Origin of the sequence: Micromonospora sp. CPCC 206060 (assembly GCF_036906895.1) — a bacterium.
GTDB lineage: Bacteria > Actinomycetota > Actinomycetes > Mycobacteriales > Micromonosporaceae > Micromonospora.
The window spans coordinates 158,591-179,197 of record NZ_JBAKHU010000001.1 but is presented as its reverse complement, the minus strand read 5'-3'; the positions used below and the strand labels follow the sequence as shown (position 1 = coordinate 179,197).

The window sequence follows — 20,607 nt, the reverse complement described above, 5'->3', positions numbered from 1 at the left end:
ACCTTGACTGCTGTGACCACGACGCATGATCCGGTACCCGTACCGCCCGCTGCGGATTCCCAGTTCGTCCCGGCCAGCCTCGGCCGCCGGTTCGGCGCCCTGCTGATCGACTGGGTGCTCTGCCTGCTGGTGTCGAACCTCTTCGCCGACCCGGTACGCGACGGCTGGGCGCCGGTGGTGGTCCTGGTCTTCGAGTACGCCCTGTTCATCGGGCTCTTCGCCCAGACCCCCGGCATGTTCGTCACCCGGATCCGTTGCCTCGCCTGGGCCGACGGCGGCCGGATCGGCGTGATCCGGGCGCTGCTGCGTGGCGTGCTGCTCGCCCTCGTCGTCCCGGCCCTGCTGATGGACGAGCAGCGGCGTGGCCTGCACGACCGGCTGGTCGGCTCGGTCGTCGTCCCGGCCACCCGGTAGCGGCCGGCGGTGCAGGGGCGGCGCCCGGCGGCGGCGCCGCCACGCCCGCTGTTGGTCCGGAAAGTGGCGGGGGAACCGCTGTTGATCGAGGCCGGCGGGAACTGCCGACCTGCTCGCCCCGCAAACCTCATCAACAACCTGAAGGTGATCGGGGCGGTGTGCGACGGTGGAACCGTCGACGGTCAGCGACCGCGCATCTGCCGGAATGCGCCCTTCGACGGGCGCATGTTCTTCGGGATCGCGCCCTTCGGCATCTGCGGCCGGGCGGTGAGCGCCTTGAGCCGCTTGTCGAGCGCGTTGACGTCCTTGCCGGTCAGGTTCCGGGGCAGCCGCATCATGGTCATCCGCAGCTTGCGGACCGGCAGCTCACCGTCGCCCTGCCCGATCACGTAGTCGTAGAGCGGGGCGTTGCCGATCACCTTCGACAGTCGCCGCTTCTCCTGGCCGAGCAGCCCGCGTACCCGCTGGGGGTTGCCCTCGGCGAGCAGGATCACGCCCGGCTTCCCGATCACCAGGTGCACCATGTCCATCTGGGTGGTCGAGCTGACCGCCGGAGTGACCCGCCAGTCACCCCGCATGTTCTCCACGATCGACGCAGCCGCACCGGGCTGCCCCTCGGCCGCGTTCATCATCGCCGCGTTGGAGCGTACGTTCAGCACGATCAGCAGGGCGAGCAGCGTGAGCAGAATGCCGATCGGCAGCCAGAGCCAGCCCCAGAGCAGGACCGCGACCACGGTCAACGACAGCGGGATCAGCACCGCGGCGGCGGCCAGCGGCGCGAACCACCGGTCCTGCTTGGCGGTGAACGAGAACACCATCCCGATCTGCTTCAGCCGCTGGCCGAACGAGACCTTCTCCTGGGGCTTTGCCATGCCAGGGAGTCTAGTGGTCCACGTACACCGGGTTGATCCGCGCCCGGCCGCCACCCGGACATGCCGGCCGGAGCAGCCCGGTGGCCCTGAGCCGGGCCACCCGGCCCTGCGGCCAAGAGCGGCCCGGACGACGGTGCCACCCGCTGGCAGGCGGGCGGCACCGGGATCGGGTCAGTCCTGCCGGGCCAGGTCAGAGCGCCGCAGGCGCCTGCTCCGTGCGGGCGTCCAGCGCCTGCCGGTAGAGCCGGCCGGCCCGGTACGACGAACGCACCAGCGGCCCGCTCATCACCCCGGCGAAGCCGATCTCCTCGGCCTCCTCGCGCAGCTCGACGAACTCCTCTGGCTTCACCCAGCGCTCGACCGGGTGGTGCCGCGGGGTGGGGCGCAGGTACTGCGTGATGGTGATCAGCTCACAACCGGCGTCGTGCAGGTCCCGGAGCGCCTGGGAGACCTCGGCCCGCTCCTCACCCATGCCCAGGATCAGGTTGGACTTGGTGACCAGGCCGGCCGCGCGGGCCTGCCGGATGACATCGAGCGACCGTTCGTAGCCGAACGCCGGCCGGATCCGCTTGAAGATCCGGGGGACCGTCTCCACGTTGTGCGCCAGCACCTCGGGGCGGGAACCGAAGACCTCGGCCAGCTGCTCCGGTACCGCGTTGAAGTCCGGGATCAGCAGCTCCACGCCGCAACCGGCCTGGAGGGCGTGGATCTGCCGGACGGTCTCCGCGTACAGCCAGGCACCGCCGTCGGGCAGGTCGTCGCGGGCCACCCCGGTGATGGTCGCGTACCGCAGCCCCATGGTGGCCACCGACTCGGCGACCCGGCGCGGCTCGTCGGCGTCGAACTCGGCCGGCTTGCCCGTGTCGATCTGGCAGAAGTCGCACCGGCGGGTGCACTGGTCGCCGCCGATCAGGAAGGTCGCCTCGCGATCCTCCCAGCACTCGTAGATGTTGGGGCAGCCGGCCTCCTGGCAGACCGTGTGCAACCCTTCGCGGGACACCAGACCCCGCAGCTCGGTGTACTCCGGCCCCATCTTGGCCTTGACCTTGATCCACGGCGGCTTGCGCTCGATCGGGGTCTCGGCGTTGCGGGCCTCGATGCGCAGCAGGCGCCGGCCCTCGGGAGCAATCGTCACGAATCCGAGCCTACGCCCGATGGCGGTGGTCGATGGAGCGGGGCGACGCGGCTCACCACGGGAAATCTCGTGAGTCCGGTCACCCGGGCCGGGAAGATTCGCGGCTCCGGCCCGGAAAACGCACTACCATCGGGCGGCAACGGCGATGACGGAGCCGAGTAGCGTCCGGCCAGCGGAGCAGAGAGAACCACCGGTAGCTGGGAAGGTGGTCTCCGCACCGGACGTGAAGACCCTCCCGAGCTGCGGGAAGAACGGCGCTACGGCGTCCGTGTAGAACCCGCCGACCACGCCCGGCGTCACGGGCGACAAACGAGGCCACCGGCCGTACCTGACCGGTGGTGAAGGTGTGGTGGCACCGCGAGTTCCCGCTCGCCCACACCTCCCGGGGCTGACAGCAGGCTCCGCCGCCCGGCATCCGCCGGTGGCGGAGGCGTTGCGTACAGACGAGGAGGTAGCCGCCATGCAACGCGTCCTGTCCCGCCAACTCCCCACCCACATCGGCGCCACCGTTCGGATCGCCGGCTGGGTACACCGCCGCCGGCTGCTCAAGTCGGTGGCCTTCCTGATCGTCCGGGACGCCACCGGCCTGGCCCAGGTGGTGATCACCGACCCGGCGACCCGCACCGTGGTCGAGCAGCTCACCGAGGAGAGCGCCGTCGAGGTCACCGGTACACCGGTGGCCCAACCCGCGGCGCCCGCCGGGGTCGAGTTGACCGACCCACGGGTACGCCTGCTCGGCGCGCCCGCCGTACCCCCGCCGTTCGACCTGTACCGTCCGGCGCTCACCGCGAGCCTGCCGACGCAGCTCGACCACGCGGCCGTGGCGCTACGCCATCCCACCCGGGCCGCCGCACTGCGGATCTCGGCGGCGGCGGTGGCCGGGTTCCGGTCCGCCCTCGACGGGCAGGGCTTCGTCGAGGTGCACACCCCGAAGATCGTCGGCTCGTCGACCGAGTCCGGGGCGACCGTATTCGCCCTCGACTACTTCGGTCGGCCGGCGTACCTGGCCCAGTCCCCGCAGTTCTACAAGCAGCTCATGGTGGGGGTCTTCGAACGGGTCTACGAGGTCGGGCCGGTGTTCCGGGCCGAACCGCACGACACCGTCCGGCACCTGGCGCAGTACACCTCGCTCGACGCCGAACTAGGGTTCGTCACCGACCACCGGGACGTGATGGCGGTGCTGCGGGACGTCCTGGCCGGCATGCTCGCGGAGGTGTCCGTCCGGGCCGGTGGCGCGCTGGCCACGCTGGGGCTCGCCGTACCGTCGGTACCGGCCGAGATCCCCGCGCTGCACTTCACCGAGGCGCTCGCGGTCGCCGGTGCACCGGACGACGAGCCGGACCTCGCCCCGGCCCACGAGCGGGCGGTGGGGGAGTGGGCGGCCCGCGAGCACGGCAGCGACTTCGTCTTCGTCACCGGGTACCCGATGGCGAAACGGCCGTTCTACACCCACCCCGACCCGGCCCGGCCGGCGTACTCCAACGGGTTCGACCTGCTGTTCCGGGGTGTGGAGCTGGTCACCGGCGGGCAGCGACTGCACCGGTACGACGACTACCTGGCGGCGTTGGCCGCCCGGGGTGAACCGGTCGGGGCGTACACCGGTTACCTGGACGGGTTCCGGCACGGCATGCCGCCGCACGGCGGGTTCGCGATCGGGCTGGAACGCTTCGTCGCCCGGCTGGTCGGTGCGACCAACGTCCGCGAGGTGACCGCCTTCCCGCGCGACCTGAACCGGCTCACCCCCTAGCGGGGGTGTAAGGAAGGGCCCCTTCTTATCGTTTTCGGTATAGGAAGGGGCCCTTGTTAACACCTGAGGCGGGTCAGGCGAGCAGGGTCGGCAGCCGGTGCTCGACGACCGGCAGCACCTCGGCCACGGTGACCGGCCGGCCCAGTTCGGCGCTGAGCGAGGTGACCCCGGCGTCCTGGATGCCGCAGGGCACGATCCGGTCGTAGTACGTCAGGTCGCAGTCACAGTTGATGGCGAAGCCGTGCAGGGTCACGCCCCGGGCCACCCGGATCCCGATGGCGGCGACCTTGCGGGCCGGTCCGCGCTCGTCGTCCGGTACCCACACGCCGCTGCGCCCCTCCACCCGGGTGGTGGCCAGCCCCAGCTCGGCGCAGACGTCGATCAGCAGTTGCTCGGTACGCCGTACGTAGGCGACCACGTCGATCGGGTCGGGCAGCTTCAGGATTGGGTAACCGACGAGCTGCCCCGGACCGTGCCAGGTGATCTTGCCGCCCCGGTCGACGTCGACCACCGGGGTACCGTCCATCGGCCGGTCCCACGGCTCGGTCCGCTTACCGGCGGTGTAGACGCTGGGATGCTCCAGCAGCAGCACCGTGTCGGACTCCTCGCCCGCCACCACCGCCTCGTGCAGGCGGCGCTGCTCGTCCCACGCGGTCAGATAGTCGAGTACGCCGGCGCGTACGGCCGTCAGGCCGGAAGTCGTACTGGTCACGTCGCCAGCGTAGTCCGGCCGGGACGGGCAGCGGCCGGTGAGACCGCTCACCCGTCGGGTGTCGGGTCAGTCGGCGGGTGTCGCGCCGGTTGTGGTGTCGGCCCGGGTGCCACCGGATGGCGTACCGGTGGCGCGCCGGCTCCGGATCAGCCAGCCGACCAGGAGCAACGGCGGCGTGGCGACCAGCAGGTAGCACCAGAGCGGGGCGGCGAACACCGACGGCCGGGGATCCCCACCGCCGAACGCCGACCGGGCCAGCACCACGTCCGGCAACTCGATACCGGTCACCCCGGCCGGGGAGTCCAGCAGCGTCTCGGCCCGGCCGTCGCCCCGTACCGCGACGACGACCAGGTGACCGCCCTCGACCCGGACCTCGCCCTCCGGTACCCGGGTCAGCACCGGCTCGGTACCGGCCCGCCAGCCGACCACCTCCTTCGGCCACCCGTCGAGCGGGAGCGAAGGACCCAGCGGGGCGCCGGTGTGGGCGTCCAGGTAGCCGATCCGCCACTGCCGGGCGGCCACCGCGTCCGGTGGACAGGCGTCCCCGGCGCAGCCCTCGTGTCCGAGCAGGGCGATCCGGCTGCCGTCCGGACTCCACGCGGCCCGGCCGCCGAGCCGGTACCGCCCGTCCAGGTCGCGGCTCCAGCGCACCGTCCCGGTCGACGGGTCGACGACCGACACCCGTTGCCGGTCCCCGTCGCCCGGTCCGACCGCGCCGGCGACCACGATCAGCCGCGCGTCCGGGGACCAGGACGCGGCGGCGTGGCTGGCGAAGGTGTCGGCCGGAACCACCCGGGTACGCCCGGTGTGCAGGTCGACGGTGAGCAGGTCGTCCGGTCGGGCCGGGTCGTCCACCGACCGGTTGTCCGGGCCGTAGGTGATGACGCTGTCGTCGTTGTCCCGGGTACCCAGCAACTCGACGCCCCGGGGTGACCAGGCCAGCGGGCGGAACCCGGCCGGGCCGGCCCGCCGCTCCTCGCCGGTGGCCAGGTCCACCACCACCCCGCTGCCCGGGCGCAGATAGAGCCGTCCGTCTGGGGAGAGCATCCCCTGCCCCTCGCCGACATCGACCGGGAGCAGGCGGTACCCACCCCGGCGGCCGACCATCACCCCGGTCGACTCGAAATAGCGGGTGCGGTCGGTGAAGAACAGGACGGTGGCCGGACCCACCGGACGCTGCCCGACGGTGGCCTGCCAGAACCAGGGATCGTGCAGCCGGCTCGGTGCGGCGGGCTGGCCGGTGGCGGTGGCGCCGGCGGTCCGGGCCAGCCAGTCGGGCGCGATCGCGGCGGCGGCCAGCAGCACCAGGGCGGCGAACACCGCGGCTGTTCCCCGGACCAGTTCCGCCCTGCTCCGCGGTCGCCATCCGGAACGTGCACGCGAGACCATTGGCCCATTAGACGCGATCCGGTCGAGGAACGCTGCCCGTCGATCGGTCCGGTCTGCTGCGCGGGACGCGGGTGCCGCGCGACCGGCCCGGACGTCGGCGCGGGTCAGGCTGGTCCGACCGGGACGTCGGCGCGGGTCAGGCTGGTCCGGCCCGGACGTCGGCGCGGGTCAGGCCGGTCCGACCCGCCAGAGCCAGACGTCGTCGACCCGCTGCGGCGGGCCGAGCAGCGCGGTGGTGGTGCGCAGCAGCACGTCGGCATCGACGGGGAACTTGGCCCCGTGCACCCGGTCGGCCAGCACGACCACCTCGACCCGCCAGTACCGCAGGTCGTCGCGGACCAGTTGCCGGGTCCCCTCGGTGACGATCGGCACCCGGCCGTACCGCGCGGCCTGCATCACCAGGGTGTCGAAGGTACGCGGCACCGGACCGATCCGGCCCCGGCCGTCCGGACCGCCCGGCCCGAGGAAGAACCCGGCCGGCAGGGCGAACGCGCCCTGCCGGTGGGCCAGGGCGTACGCCTGCCAGCGCTGCCCGTCCGGGGTGACGTCCACGGTCAGCGGTACCGGGGTGAGCACCCCGCCCGGCGGGACGTACCGCTGCCAGGTGCCGGCGGTGATGAAAGTCGGGACCGGTTCCCGTTCCCGGGTCAGCAGCGGCGTGGGCAGCAGCGGCAGCAGCGCCACCGCGTACGCCACCCACCACAGCACGGTCGACCGGCGGCGGGGCCGGGCGCGCAGCAGCGCGACCGCGTACGCCAGCAGCAGGCCGAGCAGCGGGGCGACCACCAGCGCCAACCGCGACGGCAGCGCCGCGTTGATCACCGGAAGCTGCCCGAGGACCGCGAAGGGCAGGGGCACGTCGGTGTACTCGCCGTCGAGTTTCGCCCGGGGGCCCCAGGAGAGCACGGTGAAGACCAGCGCGGTCACCCCGATCGCGGTCAGGGTGGCCCGGTGGGCCCGGCCGGCGTACTGCCAGAGCAGCACGAAACAGGCGACGGCGAGCAGCAGCAGGGGTACCCCGAAGAAGCTGTTCTCCTCGGTCGGGTTCGGGGCGAGCATGGTGTCCCACCCGGCCAGCCCGGCCAGGCTCCGTTGCGGGTACGCCCCGAACGCGGCGATGTCCTCGGCGTGGATCACCGGGTCGAACCCGGTGCCGTGGAACCGCTGCGGTCCGGCGAAGTGCAGCCAGAGCGGGTACGCCAGCAACACCCCCGCGGTCAGCCCGGTCACCGCGAGACCCCGGACGAAGGTGGGCAGCGCGGCGCGGGCCTCGGCCCGCCGGGCCGGGTGCAGGGCCCAGACGGCCAGGAACACGCCGACGGCGAGGGCGGTGAAGAACAGCCCCTCGGCGGCGATCGAGAACGCGACCGCGACGAGCACGCCGAGCAGCAGCCCGTTGCGCAGCCAGCCCAGCCGGCGCCACGCCGACCCGGGGCGACCGGGTTCGCGCAGTGCGAAGGTCCGCCACACCAGCAGCGGTACCAGCCAGCCGGCGGTCCAGTTGAGGTGGGCGTTGGCGTGCGACACCATGCCGGGCGCGAAGCCGATGAAGAGTCCCCCGACCGCGGCGGCGACCGGGTCGCCGACCAGGTGCCGGGAGAGCAGCCAGTACCAGGCCACGGCGGTGGCGGCGAGGTTCAGCGTCAGGATGACCAGGAAGGTGGCGGACGGACCGACCAGGTAGGTCAGCGGGGCGAAGACCGCCGCGTACACGGTGATCGAGGTGTTGACCGCGAGGTTGACCCCGTCGGGGACGTTGAGCAGGTACGTGAAGAGCGGGTTGTCGCCGTGGGTCAGCGCGTGCGCGCCGAAGGCGAGCAGCCACTCGAAGAGCGCCTGGTCGCTGGAGTTGACGGTGACCGCGCGCCCGTCCGGGTCCCGCCACAACCCGATGGTCACCCAGGCGGCCAGCGCGAGCGCGGCAACCAGCACCACCAGGTCGACCCGCCGCCGGGCCGAGCGGGACACCCGTACCCCGGCGGCGCCGGACGGTTGGTCGGGCTGCTGCGGCCCGCTGACCTGAGACGGCGATGTCGGCACGGGCCGGACGTTACCAACCGCAACCCCACCCACCATGTAAGGAAGGGCCCCCGGTTATCGCTTTTGGTAGAGGAAGGGCCCCTTCTTAACACCCGAGCATCGCGCACACCTCGACGACAGTGAATGTGTGAACCAGGCCCATGTCATTGCTCTGACACATCGACGTAACGTCCTGGCAATCCCGGGGTGACCCAGTTCACATCCCACGCTCAGGAGGCCGCCGATGCGCCGCCGCTCCTCGACCCTGCTCACCCGGTTGGCCGGCGTCGTCGCCGGTACCGTCCTGGTGGCCGCCGCCGTGCTGGTCGGCACCGCCCCCGCCCAGGCAGCCACCCTCACCCAGGTGACCGGCTTCGGCTCCAATCCCGGCAACCTCGCCATGTACGCCTACCGTCCGGACGGGCTGCCGTCCGGCGCACCGGCCGTGGTGCTGCTGCACGGCTGTACCCAGAACGCGAACACGTACTTCACCAACTCCGGCTGGCGCAAGTACGCCGACCAGTGGAAGTTCGCGCTGATCGTGCCCGAGCAGAAGTCCGCCAACAACGCCACCGCCTGCTTCAACTGGTTCGAGCCAGGGGACACCCGGCGCGGTCAGGGCGAGGCACTGTCGATCAGGCAGATGGTGGACCACGCCAGGACCAGCTACGGCACGGGACGGGTCTTCGTCAGCGGGCTCTCCGCAGGTGGCGCGATGGTCTCCGCGCTGCTCGCGGCGTACCCGGACGTCTTCACCGCCGGATCGGTCGTCGCCGGCGTGCCCTACGGCTGTGCCACCAGCATGGTCACCGCCTTCACCTGCATGAGCCCCGGCGTCGACAAGACCCCCGCCCAGTGGGGCGACCTGGTCCGCAACGCCTACTCCGGTTACACCGGTCCCCGGCCGAGGGTGGCCGTCTGGCACGGCACCAGTGACTACACGGTGGCCGTGGCCAACGCCACCGAGTCCCGGGACCAGTGGACCAACGTGCTCGGCGTGTCACAGACCCCGACCGGCACCGCCACGCTGCCCGGTGGCACCACCCTGGAGCGGTACGGCGCGGACGTGGTGCGCGTCTACCGGGTCAGCGGGATGGGCCACGGCACACCGGTCGACCCGGGCTCCGGTGCCGACCAGTGCGGCACCGCCGGGGCGTACTTCCTGGACACCATCTGCTCGGCGTACCGGGACGCCGTCTTCTTCGGCCTCGACGGCTCCGGCGGCGGTCCGACCCCGACCCCGACGGCGACCGCCAGCCCCACGCCGTCCCCGACCGCCACGCCGGTCTGCGTCACCGCGAGCAACTACGCGCACGTCGCCGCCGGTCGGGCCTACGCCTCCCTCGGGTACGCCTACGCGCTCGGCTCCAACCAGCGGATGGGCCTCTACAACACCTTCAACATGACCACCCTGAAACAGACCGCCGCCAACCACTGGGTCATCGGCTGCTGACGGGTCAGGTGTTAGGAAGGGGCCCTTCCTCTACCAAAAGCGATAACAGGGGGCCCTTCCTTACACCTGTCAGTCGGTGAGGGCGGCGTGCAGCGCGCCGGCCAGGTCCGGGTGCCGCCAGGTGAACCCGGCCCGGGAGAGTACCCCGGGCAGGACCCGGGCACTGGTCAACGCCTCGGTGGCGAACCCGCCGAGGGCCACCTTGAGGGCGAGCGCCGGGATCGGGATGACCGCAGGCCGGTGCACGGCGGCGGCCAACTGCCGGGTGAACTCGGCGTTGGTCACCGGATGCGGGCCCACCACGTTGACCGCCCCGGCGATGTCCGCCCCGTCGAGCAGGAACCGCAGGGCTCCCAGCCAGTCGGTCATCGCGATCCACGGCACCCACTGCCGGCCGCTGCCGAGCCGCCCGGCGATGCCCAGTCGGAACGGCAGCAGCTGCGGCTTGAGCAGGCCGCCGTCCCGGTGCAACGGTAGGCCGGTCCGGAGCCGGACCACCCGTACCCCGGCGTCCTCGGCCGGTCGGGTGGCCGCCTCCCAGACCCGGGCCACGTCGGCGAGGAACCCGTTGCCGGCTGGCGCGTCCTCCTCCACCGGCCGGTCGCCGGTGTTGCCGTACCAACCGACGGCAGAGGCGTTGAGCAGCACCTTCGGCCGGTCGTCGGCGGGCAGGCCGGCGATGGTGACGGCCAGCGTGGTGGTGCTGTCCACCCGGCTGGACCGGATCAGCGCCCGGTACGTGTCGTTCCACCGCTTGTCGCCGACCCCGGCGCCGGCCAGGTTGATGATCGCGTCCGCCTCGGCCACCGCAGCCGGGTCCAGGTGGGCCGACGACGGGTCCCACCGGACCTCGTCGGTGCCCCGGGGAGGGCGGCGTACCAGCCGGACGACCCGGTGGCCGTCGGCGGTGAGTCGACCGGCCAGCCGGGTGCCGAGGAAGCCGGACGCGCCGGCCATGAGGATCCGCATGTCCTTATCTTCGGCCACACCGCCCCGTCCGGACGCGGCTGTGCCGAACCCGACAACGCGGCCCCGGCGGGCGGCCACCCGCCAGAGCCGAGCCGGTACGACTCAGTACGACCTGGCCAGCGCCAGGCCCGAGTTGTGCCGCTCGATGCCCTGCGCGGCCAGCAGCGCCCCGGTCACCAGGTATGCGATCCAGGTCAGCGGCATGGTCACGATGCCGACCGCGAGGAAGAGCAGGAAGAAGTTGATCCAGAACATGCCCCAGAAGGAGAACATCAGGATCACCCCGGCGGTGGTCCGGCCGGCGTAGAGGTTGCCCACGCCGAACACCCCGAACAGGCCCAGGACCAGTTCTAGCGCGACGGCCGCGCCGGCCGACTTCTGCGGTACGGCCACCACCATCGGCGCGGCGTACGGTACCGGTGTGGACGGCAGGGGCGCCGGCAGGTACTGCGGTACCGGGGCCGCCGGCCCGGGCGACTCCTGGCCCTGCCACGGCGAGTAGTGGTTCTGATACGTCACGGCCACAGTCTCGACTGTGGACGATCTTGACGCACCGGCCGAACGGTCCGTCCGTTGGTCCTGTCAGCCAGCCGGCCGCCCGGTTCGCAGGATGTCGGCACGGTCGGACGTTCCGTGCCGGGCCCCGGTACCGAACCGGTCGGGCCCGGTGTGGTGCGCGCACCATGTCCAATGTCGCCATGACCCGCGTCACCTCCCGCCGGACCGGGTACGCCTGGAGCGCGCCTCCGGTCGTCAGACGGTGCCGGCCGCGCCCCAGGTCTTGATCACTCGTTCCACGTCCGATACCAACCGGCTCCAACTGTCGAGTCGGGTGACGTTACCGGTGGGGTCGAGCCGTTCCAGCAACTGCCGGCGGTGCTGGTTGAACCTCTTTACCGCTGCTTCCCGGCGTCTGCCGCTGACGTCGGCCGCCTTCAGCAGACAGTCGCGGAGGAGGTCCTTCGGGTCGGCCACCGCCTCCACCTCGTGGATCTTCGGTAACGTCAGCCTCGTTCGGCCACGCGGGTTTCCGGCGACCTGACGGATCGCTGTCTCGTCCAGCAGCAACCAGGCTTCAGTCATCCGCACCGGGACCACGGGTACCAGTGCGGCAGAGCCGTCGACTGCCGTCACCGCCGTACGAATCTCCTGCTGCCGGGCGTGGTGCCCGGCGTTGTCCGCGTCCCGGTGCACCACGATCAGATCGACCGGCCCGCCGATGAGTTTGAGGCCGGCTGCGACGCGTGACCGGACGTCCTTGGGAACCTTGCCGAGCAGGGCGAAGTCGGGCCTGCTCAGATGCACTGTGACACCGAGGTTGACGAAGAGCGACTCGACGAGATCAGCAACCGGCAGATCGGAGCTGCCCTCCGCGACGAACAGTCCGGAGTATGACCGCATTTTCTCACTCCGCCAGGTCGAACGGGAGCCGAAGCTGTGCATCCGGTGGAGCCGCGAGATAGGCGACCACGTCCGCCTCGGAGAATGTGGGCTGACCGGGGAGCGCCCGCCAGCTGTCCCGGTAGGGCAGCAGCGACAGCGATCGGATTACTGTGCCGTCCGGGCCTGGGCGTGGTCTGACGTCGGCGAGCAACAGATCAGCGGGGTCGCAGAGCTGGACGACCCAGGGCGAGTGGGTGTTGACGATGACCTGGCGGAACGGGTTGGTCTCGCCGGGGGAGCCCAGCGGATCGACGGCCAGGTCACGCACCAGGTCGAGCATGGCGGAGAGATTGGCGGGGTGGATCCCGTTCTCCGGTTCCTCCATGCAGATCAGGCCGGTGAAGGTGGGATCTTCGAGTAGTACGCAGAGAGCGAGGAAGCGCAGCGTCCCTTCGGAGAGCGCCCGGGCCGGTAGCCGGAGATCACCCCGCTCCTCCAGGAAGAGCGTGAACACCTCACGGACCCGGTCCAACTCGACGACCACGTCCCTGACCCGGACGCCCACGAGATCGGAGAGTCGACCGGCAACCCGGGCGTAGACCGCCTCGGGGTCACCCTTCTGGTCGTCCCCGCCCGCCTCGTTGGCGATCCGGTAGAGGGTGGCGGCCAGGTGCCGGCCGTCAGCTGCCAGCGACCGGGGGTCGGCAAAACCGTCCGGCGCACGCAGTGCCGACGGCTCTAGGGCCAGCCGTCGCCAGCTCTGCATCTCCCGCCGGGCGGCGAGGATGGTCGGATAGTCGTTGGTGGTGACGGTGCTCAACACCGTCCGGCCGGCCCGGGAGGCTGCCCGGGGTTGCGGTTTGCCCCGGCTGCCACCATCCCCGTGCACGTTGATGACGGTGCCGGTGTCCCGCGATTCGGTCGACAGGAATGCGCCGCCGCGCCGTTCGCCCCGGACGACCGCGTTGCGGAACTTCCCCGCGCTGTGCCGAAAACGGAGATGGCGTGCCGATTCACCACGGGTGATGTGCCGCAGCTCCTCACCGAGCAGACTCAACCGGCCGATGCTGCCTTCCTTGACCGGCGGCTCAAAACCGAGAGTGACTTCGTACCGCAGGAAGGTCGTGGTCGCCTCGGCTGGCGTACCCAGGTCGTCCTCCACCTCGGCCGGCACGATCATCTCGGCGGCAAGCCGGATCCGGTGTTGGTGGTCGCGGTAGCCGTCCCAGAACAGGTCCCGCGGATCGCCGCCACGCGAGCCCGACGATCCGCGGATCCGCTGTGCCGCCTCGACCAGGGTGTCCGTGGCAAGGTAGGAGAGAAACTCGATCGCGTCGAAGATGTTCGACTTGCCTACCCCGTTCGCTCCGGCGATGCAGGTGAAGGGGCCGAATGCGATGTCGACGTCGAGGAGGTTCTTGAAGCCGTGCACCTCCAACCGGGTGAGCATCCTCAGAGCTTAACCACCGCGTAAGGCTCCTTACGCAACCTCCTAGACCGGCGTGGCGGTGAGGCCAGGCAGTGCGCCCGCAGGTCGCGTGTACGGAGGCCGCTCGTGTGCGGGTCGCTGGTGGGAAGGTCGGCGCCACCGGTCAGGTGGGCCTCGACGTTCTCCCGGAGGCGGGCCAGCTCCTCGCGGAGCCAACGGTGGATCTCGATCAACTCTTGACCGAACGCGCTCAGGCGGTCGCTGCCCGGCCGGATGGAGTGTGGCATGTGTGTCCCATGCTGCCCGCGCCTCCATGCCCTCGGCGGTCTGCTTGCCGGGTACACCGCGACGCTGGCGTGACTATACCGGCGGATAGCGGGCGATGAGTTCCCGACCGATCCGGGCCAGCTCGACCCGGACGCTCGCGGGGGAGAGCACCTCGACCCGGTCACCCCAGCCGGCGAGCTGCTCGGCGATGGACACCGCTGTCGGCGCCGCCACCCGCACCCGTACCCGGCCGTCGTCGGTGGTGCCCTCGGTGTCGCAGTGCCGCCCGAAGTGGGTACGCAGCACGGGCAGGAAGCGGGCCTCGATGAGCAGCGTCGCCGAGAGCAGTGACCGGTGCTGCTCCACCTCGTCGACCACCCGCTCCCACGCCTGCATCAGGGTGAAGTCGGCCGGCCGCTCGGCGGGCAGCCCGGTCGGGACGGCATCGCTGATCCGGTCCACCCGGAACGTCCGCTGACCGTTGGCCGTCCCGGCCAGCAGGTACCAGACGTCCCCCTTGGCGACCAGACCCAGCGGATCGACCAGTCGCCGGCTGCGGGCACCGGTCCGGTCCGCGTACTCCAGCTCCACCCGGCGGCGCTGCACCACCGCGGTCTGGAGCACCGCCACCAGGTCGGGCCGCTCCGGGTCGCGCTCGCCCCACCGCGCGGGGTCGGCGACCACGGCATCGGCGGCGGCCTCGGCGGCGGCCCGGAACGTGCCGGGCAGGGCGCGGACCAGCTTGCGCAGCGCCGACCGGATCTCCGGCCCGTTCGTCGTCGCAGCCGGACCGACCAGCAGGAACAGGGCCCGCGCCTCGGCGGCGGTGAGGCCGCTCAGGTCGGTGCGGGCGTCGCCGAGCAGCGACCAGCCGCCACCCCGACCGGGTTGCGGATAGACCGGTACGCCGGCGGCGGAGAGCGCGTCGAGGTCGCGCCGGGCGGTCGCCACCGAGACCTCGAACTCCCGGGCCAGCTCGGCGGCGGTGACCCGCCCCCGGGCCTGCATCAGCAACAGGATGGCCACGAGGCGGTCGGCGCGCATCCCCGGATTCTGACAGGAGGGGCGCCCACGAATTTCGGGATGTCGGGGGGTCCGATCGGCGTCGACACCGCGACTTCCTGGAAAACGGGGGTGGATGGAGAGGAGCGGGCCGGCCGGCCCTGGATGCGCAAGGGGCGCGTGGCCGAAGCCACGCGCCCCTTGCGGCGTACCGGACGGATCAGGCCAGGCCCAGCTCCGCCTCGAAGTTGCCGGCCTCCAGCCGCTCCTTGACCGCCACCAGGAAGCGGGCCGCGTCGGCGCCGTCCACCAGCCGGTGGTCGTAGGAGAGGGCCAGGTAGACCATCGAGCGGACCGCGATGACCTCACCCAGCTCCGGGTCGTTGACCACGACCGGGCGCTTGACCACGGCACCGGTACCGAGCATCGCCGACTGCGGCGACGGCACGATCGGGGTGTCGAAGAGCGCCCCCCGGCTGCCGGTGTTGGTCAGCGTGAAGGTCGCCCCGGCCAGCTCGTCCGGGCTGACCTTGTTGGTCCGGGTGCGCTCGGCCAGGTCGGCGATCCGCTTGGCGATGCCGCCCAGGTTCAGGTCACCGGCACCGTGGATGACCGGCACCATCAGGCCCCGCTCGGTGTCCACCGCGATGCCCAGGTGCTCGGCGTCCGGGTAGGTGATCGTCCCGGCCTCCAGGTCCATCCGGGCGTTGACCACCGGGTAGGTCTGCAGCGCCTCGACCGCCGCCAGGGCGAAGAACGGCAGGAAGGAGAGCTTCACGCCGTGCCGGGCGAGGAAGGCGTCCTTGGCCCGGGCCCGCAGCTTGGCCACCTTGGTGACGTCCACCTCGACCACGGTGGTGAGCTGCGCCATCTCGTGCAGCGACTCCTGCATCCGCTTGGCGATGACCGCGCGGATCCGGGGCAGCTTCTCGGTGCTGCCCCGCTTCGGGCTCGGCTGCGGCCGGGCGGCCGGCTGGGCGGGGGCAGCCGGCGGGGCGGCCGGGGCAGCGGCCAGAGCCGCCGCCTTGGCGGCCTTGGCGGCCTTGGCCTTCTCCGCCGCGTCCAGCACGTCCTGCTTACGGATCCGGCCACCGACCCCGGTGCCGGTCAGCGTGGACAGGTCCACCCCGTGCTCGCTGGCGAGCTTGCGGACCAGCGGGGTCACGTAGCCCGCCGCCTCCTCGCCACCACCCTGGGCCGGCGCGGACGGGCGCTGCGGGGGCGTGGTCGGCGCGGACGGCTGCGCGGCCTGCTCGGCCCGGGTCGGCTGGGCGGCCGTCTCGGCCTCGGCGGCGGGCTCGTTGTACGACAGGCCCGGCGTCGGCTCGGCGGCCTTCGGCTCGGGCTTGGCCTCGGCCTGCGGGGCCGGCTTCGGCTCGGGCTTCGGCTCGGGCTTGGCCTCGGGCTTCGGCTCCGCCTTGGGGGCGGCACCGGCGGCTCCGATCACCGCCAGGTCGGCGCCGACCGGAGCGGTCTCGTCCTGGGCGACCTTGATCTTCAGCAGGGTACCGGCGACCGGGGAGGGGATCTCCGTGTCGACCTTGTCGGTGGAGACCTCCAGCAGCGGCTCGTCGACCTCGACGGGGTCGCCGACCTCCTTGAGCCAGCGGGTGACCGTACCCTCGGTGACACTCTCCCCGAGCGCAGGCATCTTCACCGCGGTGCCCTTGGCGGTCGGGGCGGCCCCGGCCTGCGGCGCCGGCTCCTCGGCGGCGGCCTGCGGCTGCTCGGCCGGCTGGGCCGCCTGCTGCGGCTCCTCGGCCGGGGCGGCCTGCTCCTCGGGCTGCGCGCCACCGGCAGGCTCGGCCGACTCGCCCTCACCGGCGATGACCGCCAGCTCGCTGCCGACCTCGGCGGTCTCGTCCTCGCCCACCACGATCCGGCTGAGCACGCCGGCTGCGGGCGAGGGGATCTCCGTGTCGACCTTGTCGGTCGAGACCTCGAGCAGCGGCTCGTCGACCTCGACCCGCTCGCCCTCCTGCTTCAGCCAGCGCGTGACGGTGCCCTCAGTGACGCTCTCGCCAAGCCGGGGCATGGTGACCGATACCGGCATCTTCTACGACTCCTTCAATCCCCTGGTGCGAACGTCGCCCGCGCTGCCGCCGGACGTCGCGGAATAGGTGTGGTCAGGCGTGCGCGTGCAACGGCTTGCCGGCGAGGGCCAGGTGTGCCTCGCCGAGGGCCTCGTTCTGGGTGGGGTGCGCGTGCACGAGCTGCGCCACCTCGGCCGGGTAGGCCTCCCAGTTGTAGATGAGCTGGGCCTCGCCGATCATCTCGCCGACCCGGGCGCCGACCAGGTGTACGCCGACCACCGGGCCGTCCTCCACCCGGACGAGCTTGACGAAGCCGGCCGTCTTGAGGATCTGGCTCTTGCCGTTGCCGCCGAGGTTGTAGTTGTAGACCTTGACCTTGTCGGCGCCGTACTGCTCCTTGGCCTTGGCCTCGGTCAGCCCGACCGACGCCAGCTCCGGGTCGGAGTAGGTGACGCGGGGGATACCGGCCTCGTCGATCACGGCGGGGTTGAGCCCGGCGATCTCCTCGGCGACGAAGATGCCCTGCTGGAAGCCACGGTGTGCGAGCTGGAGGCCCGGCACGATGTCACCGACGGCGTAGATGTTGCCCACCCCGGTGCGCAGCCGCTCGTCGGTCAGCACGTAACCCCGGTCGAGCCGGATGCCCTGCTGCTCGTAGCCCAGGTCGGCGGTGACCGGACCCCGGCCCACCGCGACCAGCAGCAGCTCGGCCTCGACGGTCTCGCCACCGGCGATGGTGACCTCTACGCCGGAGTCGGTCTTCTCGACCTTCTCGAACGGCTTGCCCACCTTGAAGTTGATCTTCCGCTTGCGGAACGCCCGCTCCAGCGCCTTCGACGACTCCTCGTCCTCGGCGGCGACCAGCCGGGGCAGCGCCTCGATGATGGTCACGTCCACCCCGAACGAGCGCCACACGCTGGCGAACTCCACGCCGATCACGCCGCCGCCGAGCACGATCGCGGAGGTCGGCACCCGGTCCAGCTTGAGCGCGTGGTCGCTGGTGATGATCCGCTCGCCGTCGACGTCCAGGCCGGGCAGGCTGCGCGCGTACGAGCCGGTGGCCAGGATGACGTTCCGGCCGGTGTAGCGCTTGCCGTCGACCTCGACGGTGTCCTTGCCGACCAGCTTGCCGGCGCCCTCGACGTAGGTGATCTTGGCACCCTTGACCAGGCCCTGCAGGCCCTTGTGGAGCCGGGAGACCACCCCGTCCTTGTACGCGTTGACCCCGGCCATGTCGATGCCGACCAGTTCGGCCTTGACCCCGAACTGCTCCGACTCCCGGGTGTTGTCGGCGATCTCGGCGGCGTGCAGCAGCGCCTTGGTCGGGATGCAGCCGTTGTGCAGGCAGGTCCCGCCCAGCTTGCCCTTCTCGATCAACGCGACCGACAGGTCCAGTTGGGCGGCGCGCAGGGCTGCGGCATAGCCGCCACTACCACCTCCGAGAATGACAACGTCGAAGGTCGCGTCGTTCGGCTCGCTCACAGTTAACTCCCAGGTCGCGTCGCTGCTACGAGGGTCATGCCAGGGAAACGGGCATACTCGCCTCGGTCATCTTGTCACTTACCCGCCCGGGCCGCGCCACGAGGTGCCCAACGACACGTTCACCGGACGTACGCTTGCCCCAGGCTTCGACGACGGCACATGGAGGGGATGCCCGGTGGGCCTGTTCCGACGACGCAGGCGACCCGACGGGGGCGCGGCCTCCGGCGACCGGGGCGCCACCCGCGCCGACCTGGACCACCTCGAACAGTTCGTCCGCTCCCGGACCGGGGTCGAGGCGTTCATCGAACCGCGTACCACGGTGACCGAGACCACCGTCATGCTGATCGCCTTCGACGGCGAGTGGACCCGCCGCCGGGTGGACTCCCCGGAGGGGGCACGCCGGTTCGCCCACCGGCTCGGCATCCCGATCTACGACGTGCGCCTGGTCGGCTACCCGCAACGGATGCGGGACTTCAACGAGCGTCGCAAGCGCCGGCCGGAGCTGTACTGACCGCGGCAGTACTGACCGTGGCTGTACTGACCGTGGCTGTACTGACCGCGGCGCCGCCCGGAACGGCACCGACCCCGGGCCGTCGGGCCGGGGTCGGTGCCTGGTGCGTCCGGTCAGCCGTTCGCCGCGATGTCCTCGACCAGTTCGAGCAGCATCCGCACCGGTACCCCGGTGCCGCCCTTGGTCCAGTAGCCGAACGGCTCGCCGACGTGGTAGCTCGGCCCGGCGATGTCGATGTGCGCCCAGGCGACCTCGTCGGTCACGAACTCGCGCAGGAACACCGCGCCCTGGATCATGTGGCCGGCCCGGTCCATACCCGCGTTGACCTGGGAAATGTCCGCCACATCGGAGTCCATGCCCTTGCGGACGTCCTCCGGCATCGGCATCGGCCACGCCGGCTCGCCCACCGTGTCACCGGCCACCCGGACCCGCTCGCAGAGTTCCGGCGTACCCATCACCCCGGCGACCCGCTTGCCCAGGGCGACCACCTGGCCGCCGGTCAGGGTCGAGGTCTCCAGCAGGTAGTCGCAGCCGTCCGCGCAGGCCCGTGCCATCGCGTCACCGAGGACCATCCGTCCCTCGGCGTCGGTGTTCAGCACCTCGACCCGCTTGCCGTTGAACATGGTGATCACATCACCCGGGCGGTACGCGGTGCCGGACGGCATGTTCTCCGCCATCGGCAGGTACGCGTGCACCGTCACCGCCGGCTTGAGCGCCGCGACGGCCAGCATCGCCGCGCCGACCGCCGCCGCGCCGCCCATGTCGGACTTCATCTCCCACATGCCCTGCGCCGGCTTGATGGTGATACCACCGGTGTCGAAGGTGATGCCCTTGCCGACCAGCGCGACGGTCCTGCCGGACCCGCCCCCCTCCGGCGTGTAACTGAGCTTCACCAGGCGGGGCGGCGCCTCCGAACCCTGACCGACCGCGACGATGCCGCCGTACCCGCCGGCCGCCAGCGCGGCCTCGTCGAGCACCTCGACGCCGAGGCCGGCCTCCCGCGCCGCCGACGCGACCGCGTCGGCGAAGTCCGGCGGGCGCAGCTCGTTCGGCGCCATGTTGACCCAGTCCCGGGTCAGCCGCACCGCGGCGGCCACCGCCCGGGCCCGGGCCACCTCGGCCTGCGCGGTCGGGTCACCGGCATCCGGTACGTGCACCGCGACCTCGGCCACCGGCGGGCGGCGGGTCGGCTGCGGCCGGGTCTTGTAGCCGGCGAAGCGGTAACCACCCAGCAGGGCACCCTCGGCGACCGCCCGCAGCGCGGCCGGCGCGTCGGCGTCGTCGGGCAGCGGCAGGGTCAACGCCACCCGCTCGGCCCCGGCCAGCGCCCGGACCGCGGCACCCGCCGCGCGGCGCAGCGTCTCCGGCGCCGGCGCGGCGCCGGTCGGCTCGGGACCGAGGCCGACCGCGGCCACCAGGGGGGCGGTGACCGTACCCAGGGTGGCCAGCTTGATCACCTCACCCGGACTGCCGGTGGCACCGAGCAGCGCCAGGGTCTCGGTCAGTTTGCCGTCGAACGCGGCAGCGATGCTCTCCGCGCCGCTGGCCAGCAGCAGGGTCGCGGTGTAGCTGCCATTCCCGGCGGGCACAACGTCGTCCGACCCGGTCGTCTGGCTGTGCACGCCGATCACGATCGCGTCAACGGCAAGCTCGGCGGGGTCGGTGTCGACCAGGCTCAGGGTGGTGCTGGACGATGTCACTCGGCGTCTCCGGACGGGCTGGCCGGTCGCGTTGCGCGCGGACCGGCGATGAAGGTCTCCGGCGCAACCTACCCGCCGGACCCCGGGCTG

At 71.9% G+C, this 20,607-nt stretch carries 18 protein-coding genes; 4 read left to right on the top strand and 14 right to left on the bottom strand.

Annotation, left to right across the window (positions count from 1 at the left end; translation table 11 throughout):
* Positions 1–3 precede the first annotated feature (3 nt).
* Positions 4–414, top strand: a complete 411-nt coding sequence (locus V6U90_RS00805; protein ID WP_442933494.1) for an RDD family protein — start codon at positions 4–6, stop codon at positions 412–414.
* 182 nt (positions 415–596) lie between these two features.
* Here V6U90_RS00805 and V6U90_RS00800 read toward each other — a convergent pair whose 3' ends face one another.
* Together V6U90_RS00800 and lipA are read right to left on the bottom strand one after the other, a co-directional pair.
* Positions 597–1,286: a DUF4191 domain-containing protein gene (locus V6U90_RS00800; RefSeq protein WP_334430541.1), complete on the bottom strand. Its 690-nt coding sequence runs from the start codon at positions 1,284–1,286 to the stop codon at positions 597–599.
* Between the two features lie 190 nt (positions 1,287–1,476).
* The gene (gene lipA, locus V6U90_RS00795; RefSeq protein WP_334430540.1) at positions 1,477–2,421 is read right to left on the bottom strand and encodes a lipoyl synthase; all 945 of its coding nucleotides are present in this window, start codon (positions 2,419–2,421) and stop codon (positions 1,477–1,479) included.
* 460 nt (positions 2,422–2,881) lie between these two features.
* On the opposite strand from lipA, the gene aspS reads away from it, so the two are divergent.
* Positions 2,882–4,168, top strand: a complete 1,287-nt coding sequence (gene aspS / locus V6U90_RS00790; protein WP_334430539.1) for an aspartate--tRNA(Asn) ligase — start codon at positions 2,882–2,884, stop codon at positions 4,166–4,168.
* Positions 4,169–4,241: 73 nt separating this feature from the next.
* Here the strand turns inward: aspS and lipB are convergent, their stop codons facing one another.
* The 3 genes from lipB to V6U90_RS00775 all read right to left on the bottom strand — a co-directional run bounded on the left by lipB (position 4,242) and on the right by V6U90_RS00775 (position 8,309).
* Entirely contained in the window at positions 4,242–4,880 is a 639-nt protein-coding gene (gene lipB, locus V6U90_RS00785) for a lipoyl(octanoyl) transferase LipB (protein ID WP_334430538.1), read from the bottom strand.
* 66 nt (positions 4,881–4,946) lie between these two features.
* Positions 4,947–6,200 carry a TolB family protein gene (locus V6U90_RS00780; protein ID WP_334430537.1) on the bottom strand — a complete coding sequence of 418 codons (1,254 nt, stop codon included), beginning with the start codon at positions 6,198–6,200 and terminating at the stop codon, positions 4,947–4,949.
* Between the two features lie 237 nt (positions 6,201–6,437).
* Positions 6,438–8,309 carry a DUF2079 domain-containing protein gene (locus V6U90_RS00775; RefSeq protein WP_442933493.1) on the bottom strand — a complete coding sequence of 624 codons (1,872 nt, stop codon included), beginning with the start codon at positions 8,307–8,309 and terminating at the stop codon, positions 6,438–6,440.
* Between the two features lie 223 nt (positions 8,310–8,532).
* On the opposite strand from V6U90_RS00775, the gene V6U90_RS00770 reads away from it, so the two are divergent.
* Entirely contained in the window at positions 8,533–9,741 is a 1,209-nt protein-coding gene (locus V6U90_RS00770; RefSeq protein WP_334430534.1) for an extracellular catalytic domain type 1 short-chain-length polyhydroxyalkanoate depolymerase, read from the top strand.
* A 69-nt stretch (positions 9,742–9,810) separates the two neighbouring features.
* On the opposite strand, the gene V6U90_RS00765 is transcribed toward V6U90_RS00770, so the two are convergent.
* From V6U90_RS00765 to lpdA, 8 genes are all read right to left on the bottom strand, one after another.
* Positions 9,811–10,710: a TIGR01777 family oxidoreductase gene (locus V6U90_RS00765; protein WP_334430533.1), complete on the bottom strand. Its 900-nt coding sequence runs from the start codon at positions 10,708–10,710 to the stop codon at positions 9,811–9,813.
* Between the two features lie 102 nt (positions 10,711–10,812).
* Positions 10,813–11,229 carry a hypothetical protein gene (locus V6U90_RS00760; protein WP_334430532.1) on the bottom strand — a complete coding sequence of 139 codons (417 nt, stop codon included), beginning with the start codon at positions 11,227–11,229 and terminating at the stop codon, positions 10,813–10,815.
* A gap of 234 nt (positions 11,230–11,463) precedes the next feature.
* Positions 11,464–12,111, bottom strand: coding sequence for a hypothetical protein (locus V6U90_RS00755; protein ID WP_334430531.1), 648 nt, complete (start codon positions 12,109–12,111; stop codon positions 11,464–11,466).
* Between the two features lie 4 nt (positions 12,112–12,115).
* Positions 12,116–13,543 carry an AAA family ATPase gene (locus V6U90_RS00750; protein WP_334430530.1) on the bottom strand — a complete coding sequence of 476 codons (1,428 nt, stop codon included), beginning with the start codon at positions 13,541–13,543 and terminating at the stop codon, positions 12,116–12,118.
* Between the two features lie 2 nt (positions 13,544–13,545).
* Positions 13,546–13,809 carry a hypothetical protein gene (locus V6U90_RS00745; RefSeq protein ID WP_334430528.1) on the bottom strand — a complete coding sequence of 88 codons (264 nt, stop codon included), beginning with the start codon at positions 13,807–13,809 and terminating at the stop codon, positions 13,546–13,548.
* 73 nt (positions 13,810–13,882) lie between these two features.
* The gene (locus V6U90_RS00740; protein WP_334430526.1) at positions 13,883–14,833 is read right to left on the bottom strand and encodes a helix-turn-helix transcriptional regulator; all 951 of its coding nucleotides are present in this window, start codon (positions 14,831–14,833) and stop codon (positions 13,883–13,885) included.
* Between the two features lie 178 nt (positions 14,834–15,011).
* Positions 15,012–16,844: a 2-oxoglutarate dehydrogenase, E2 component, dihydrolipoamide succinyltransferase gene (sucB, locus tag V6U90_RS00735; RefSeq protein ID WP_334430525.1), complete on the bottom strand. Its 1,833-nt coding sequence runs from the start codon at positions 16,842–16,844 to the stop codon at positions 15,012–15,014.
* A gap of 73 nt (positions 16,845–16,917) precedes the next feature.
* Positions 16,918–18,306 carry a dihydrolipoyl dehydrogenase gene (lpdA, locus tag V6U90_RS00730; protein ID WP_334430524.1) on the bottom strand — a complete coding sequence of 463 codons (1,389 nt, stop codon included), beginning with the start codon at positions 18,304–18,306 and terminating at the stop codon, positions 16,918–16,920.
* Positions 18,307–18,481: 175 nt separating this feature from the next.
* Between lpdA and V6U90_RS00725 the strand changes: the two genes are divergently transcribed.
* Entirely contained in the window at positions 18,482–18,817 is a 336-nt protein-coding gene (locus V6U90_RS00725; RefSeq protein ID WP_334430523.1) for a hypothetical protein, read from the top strand.
* Positions 18,818–18,930: 113 nt separating this feature from the next.
* Here V6U90_RS00725 and V6U90_RS00720 read toward each other — a convergent pair whose 3' ends face one another.
* The gene (locus tag V6U90_RS00720) at positions 18,931–20,517 is read right to left on the bottom strand and encodes a leucyl aminopeptidase (protein ID WP_334430522.1); all 1,587 of its coding nucleotides are present in this window, start codon (positions 20,515–20,517) and stop codon (positions 18,931–18,933) included.
* Positions 20,518–20,607 lie beyond the last annotated feature (90 nt).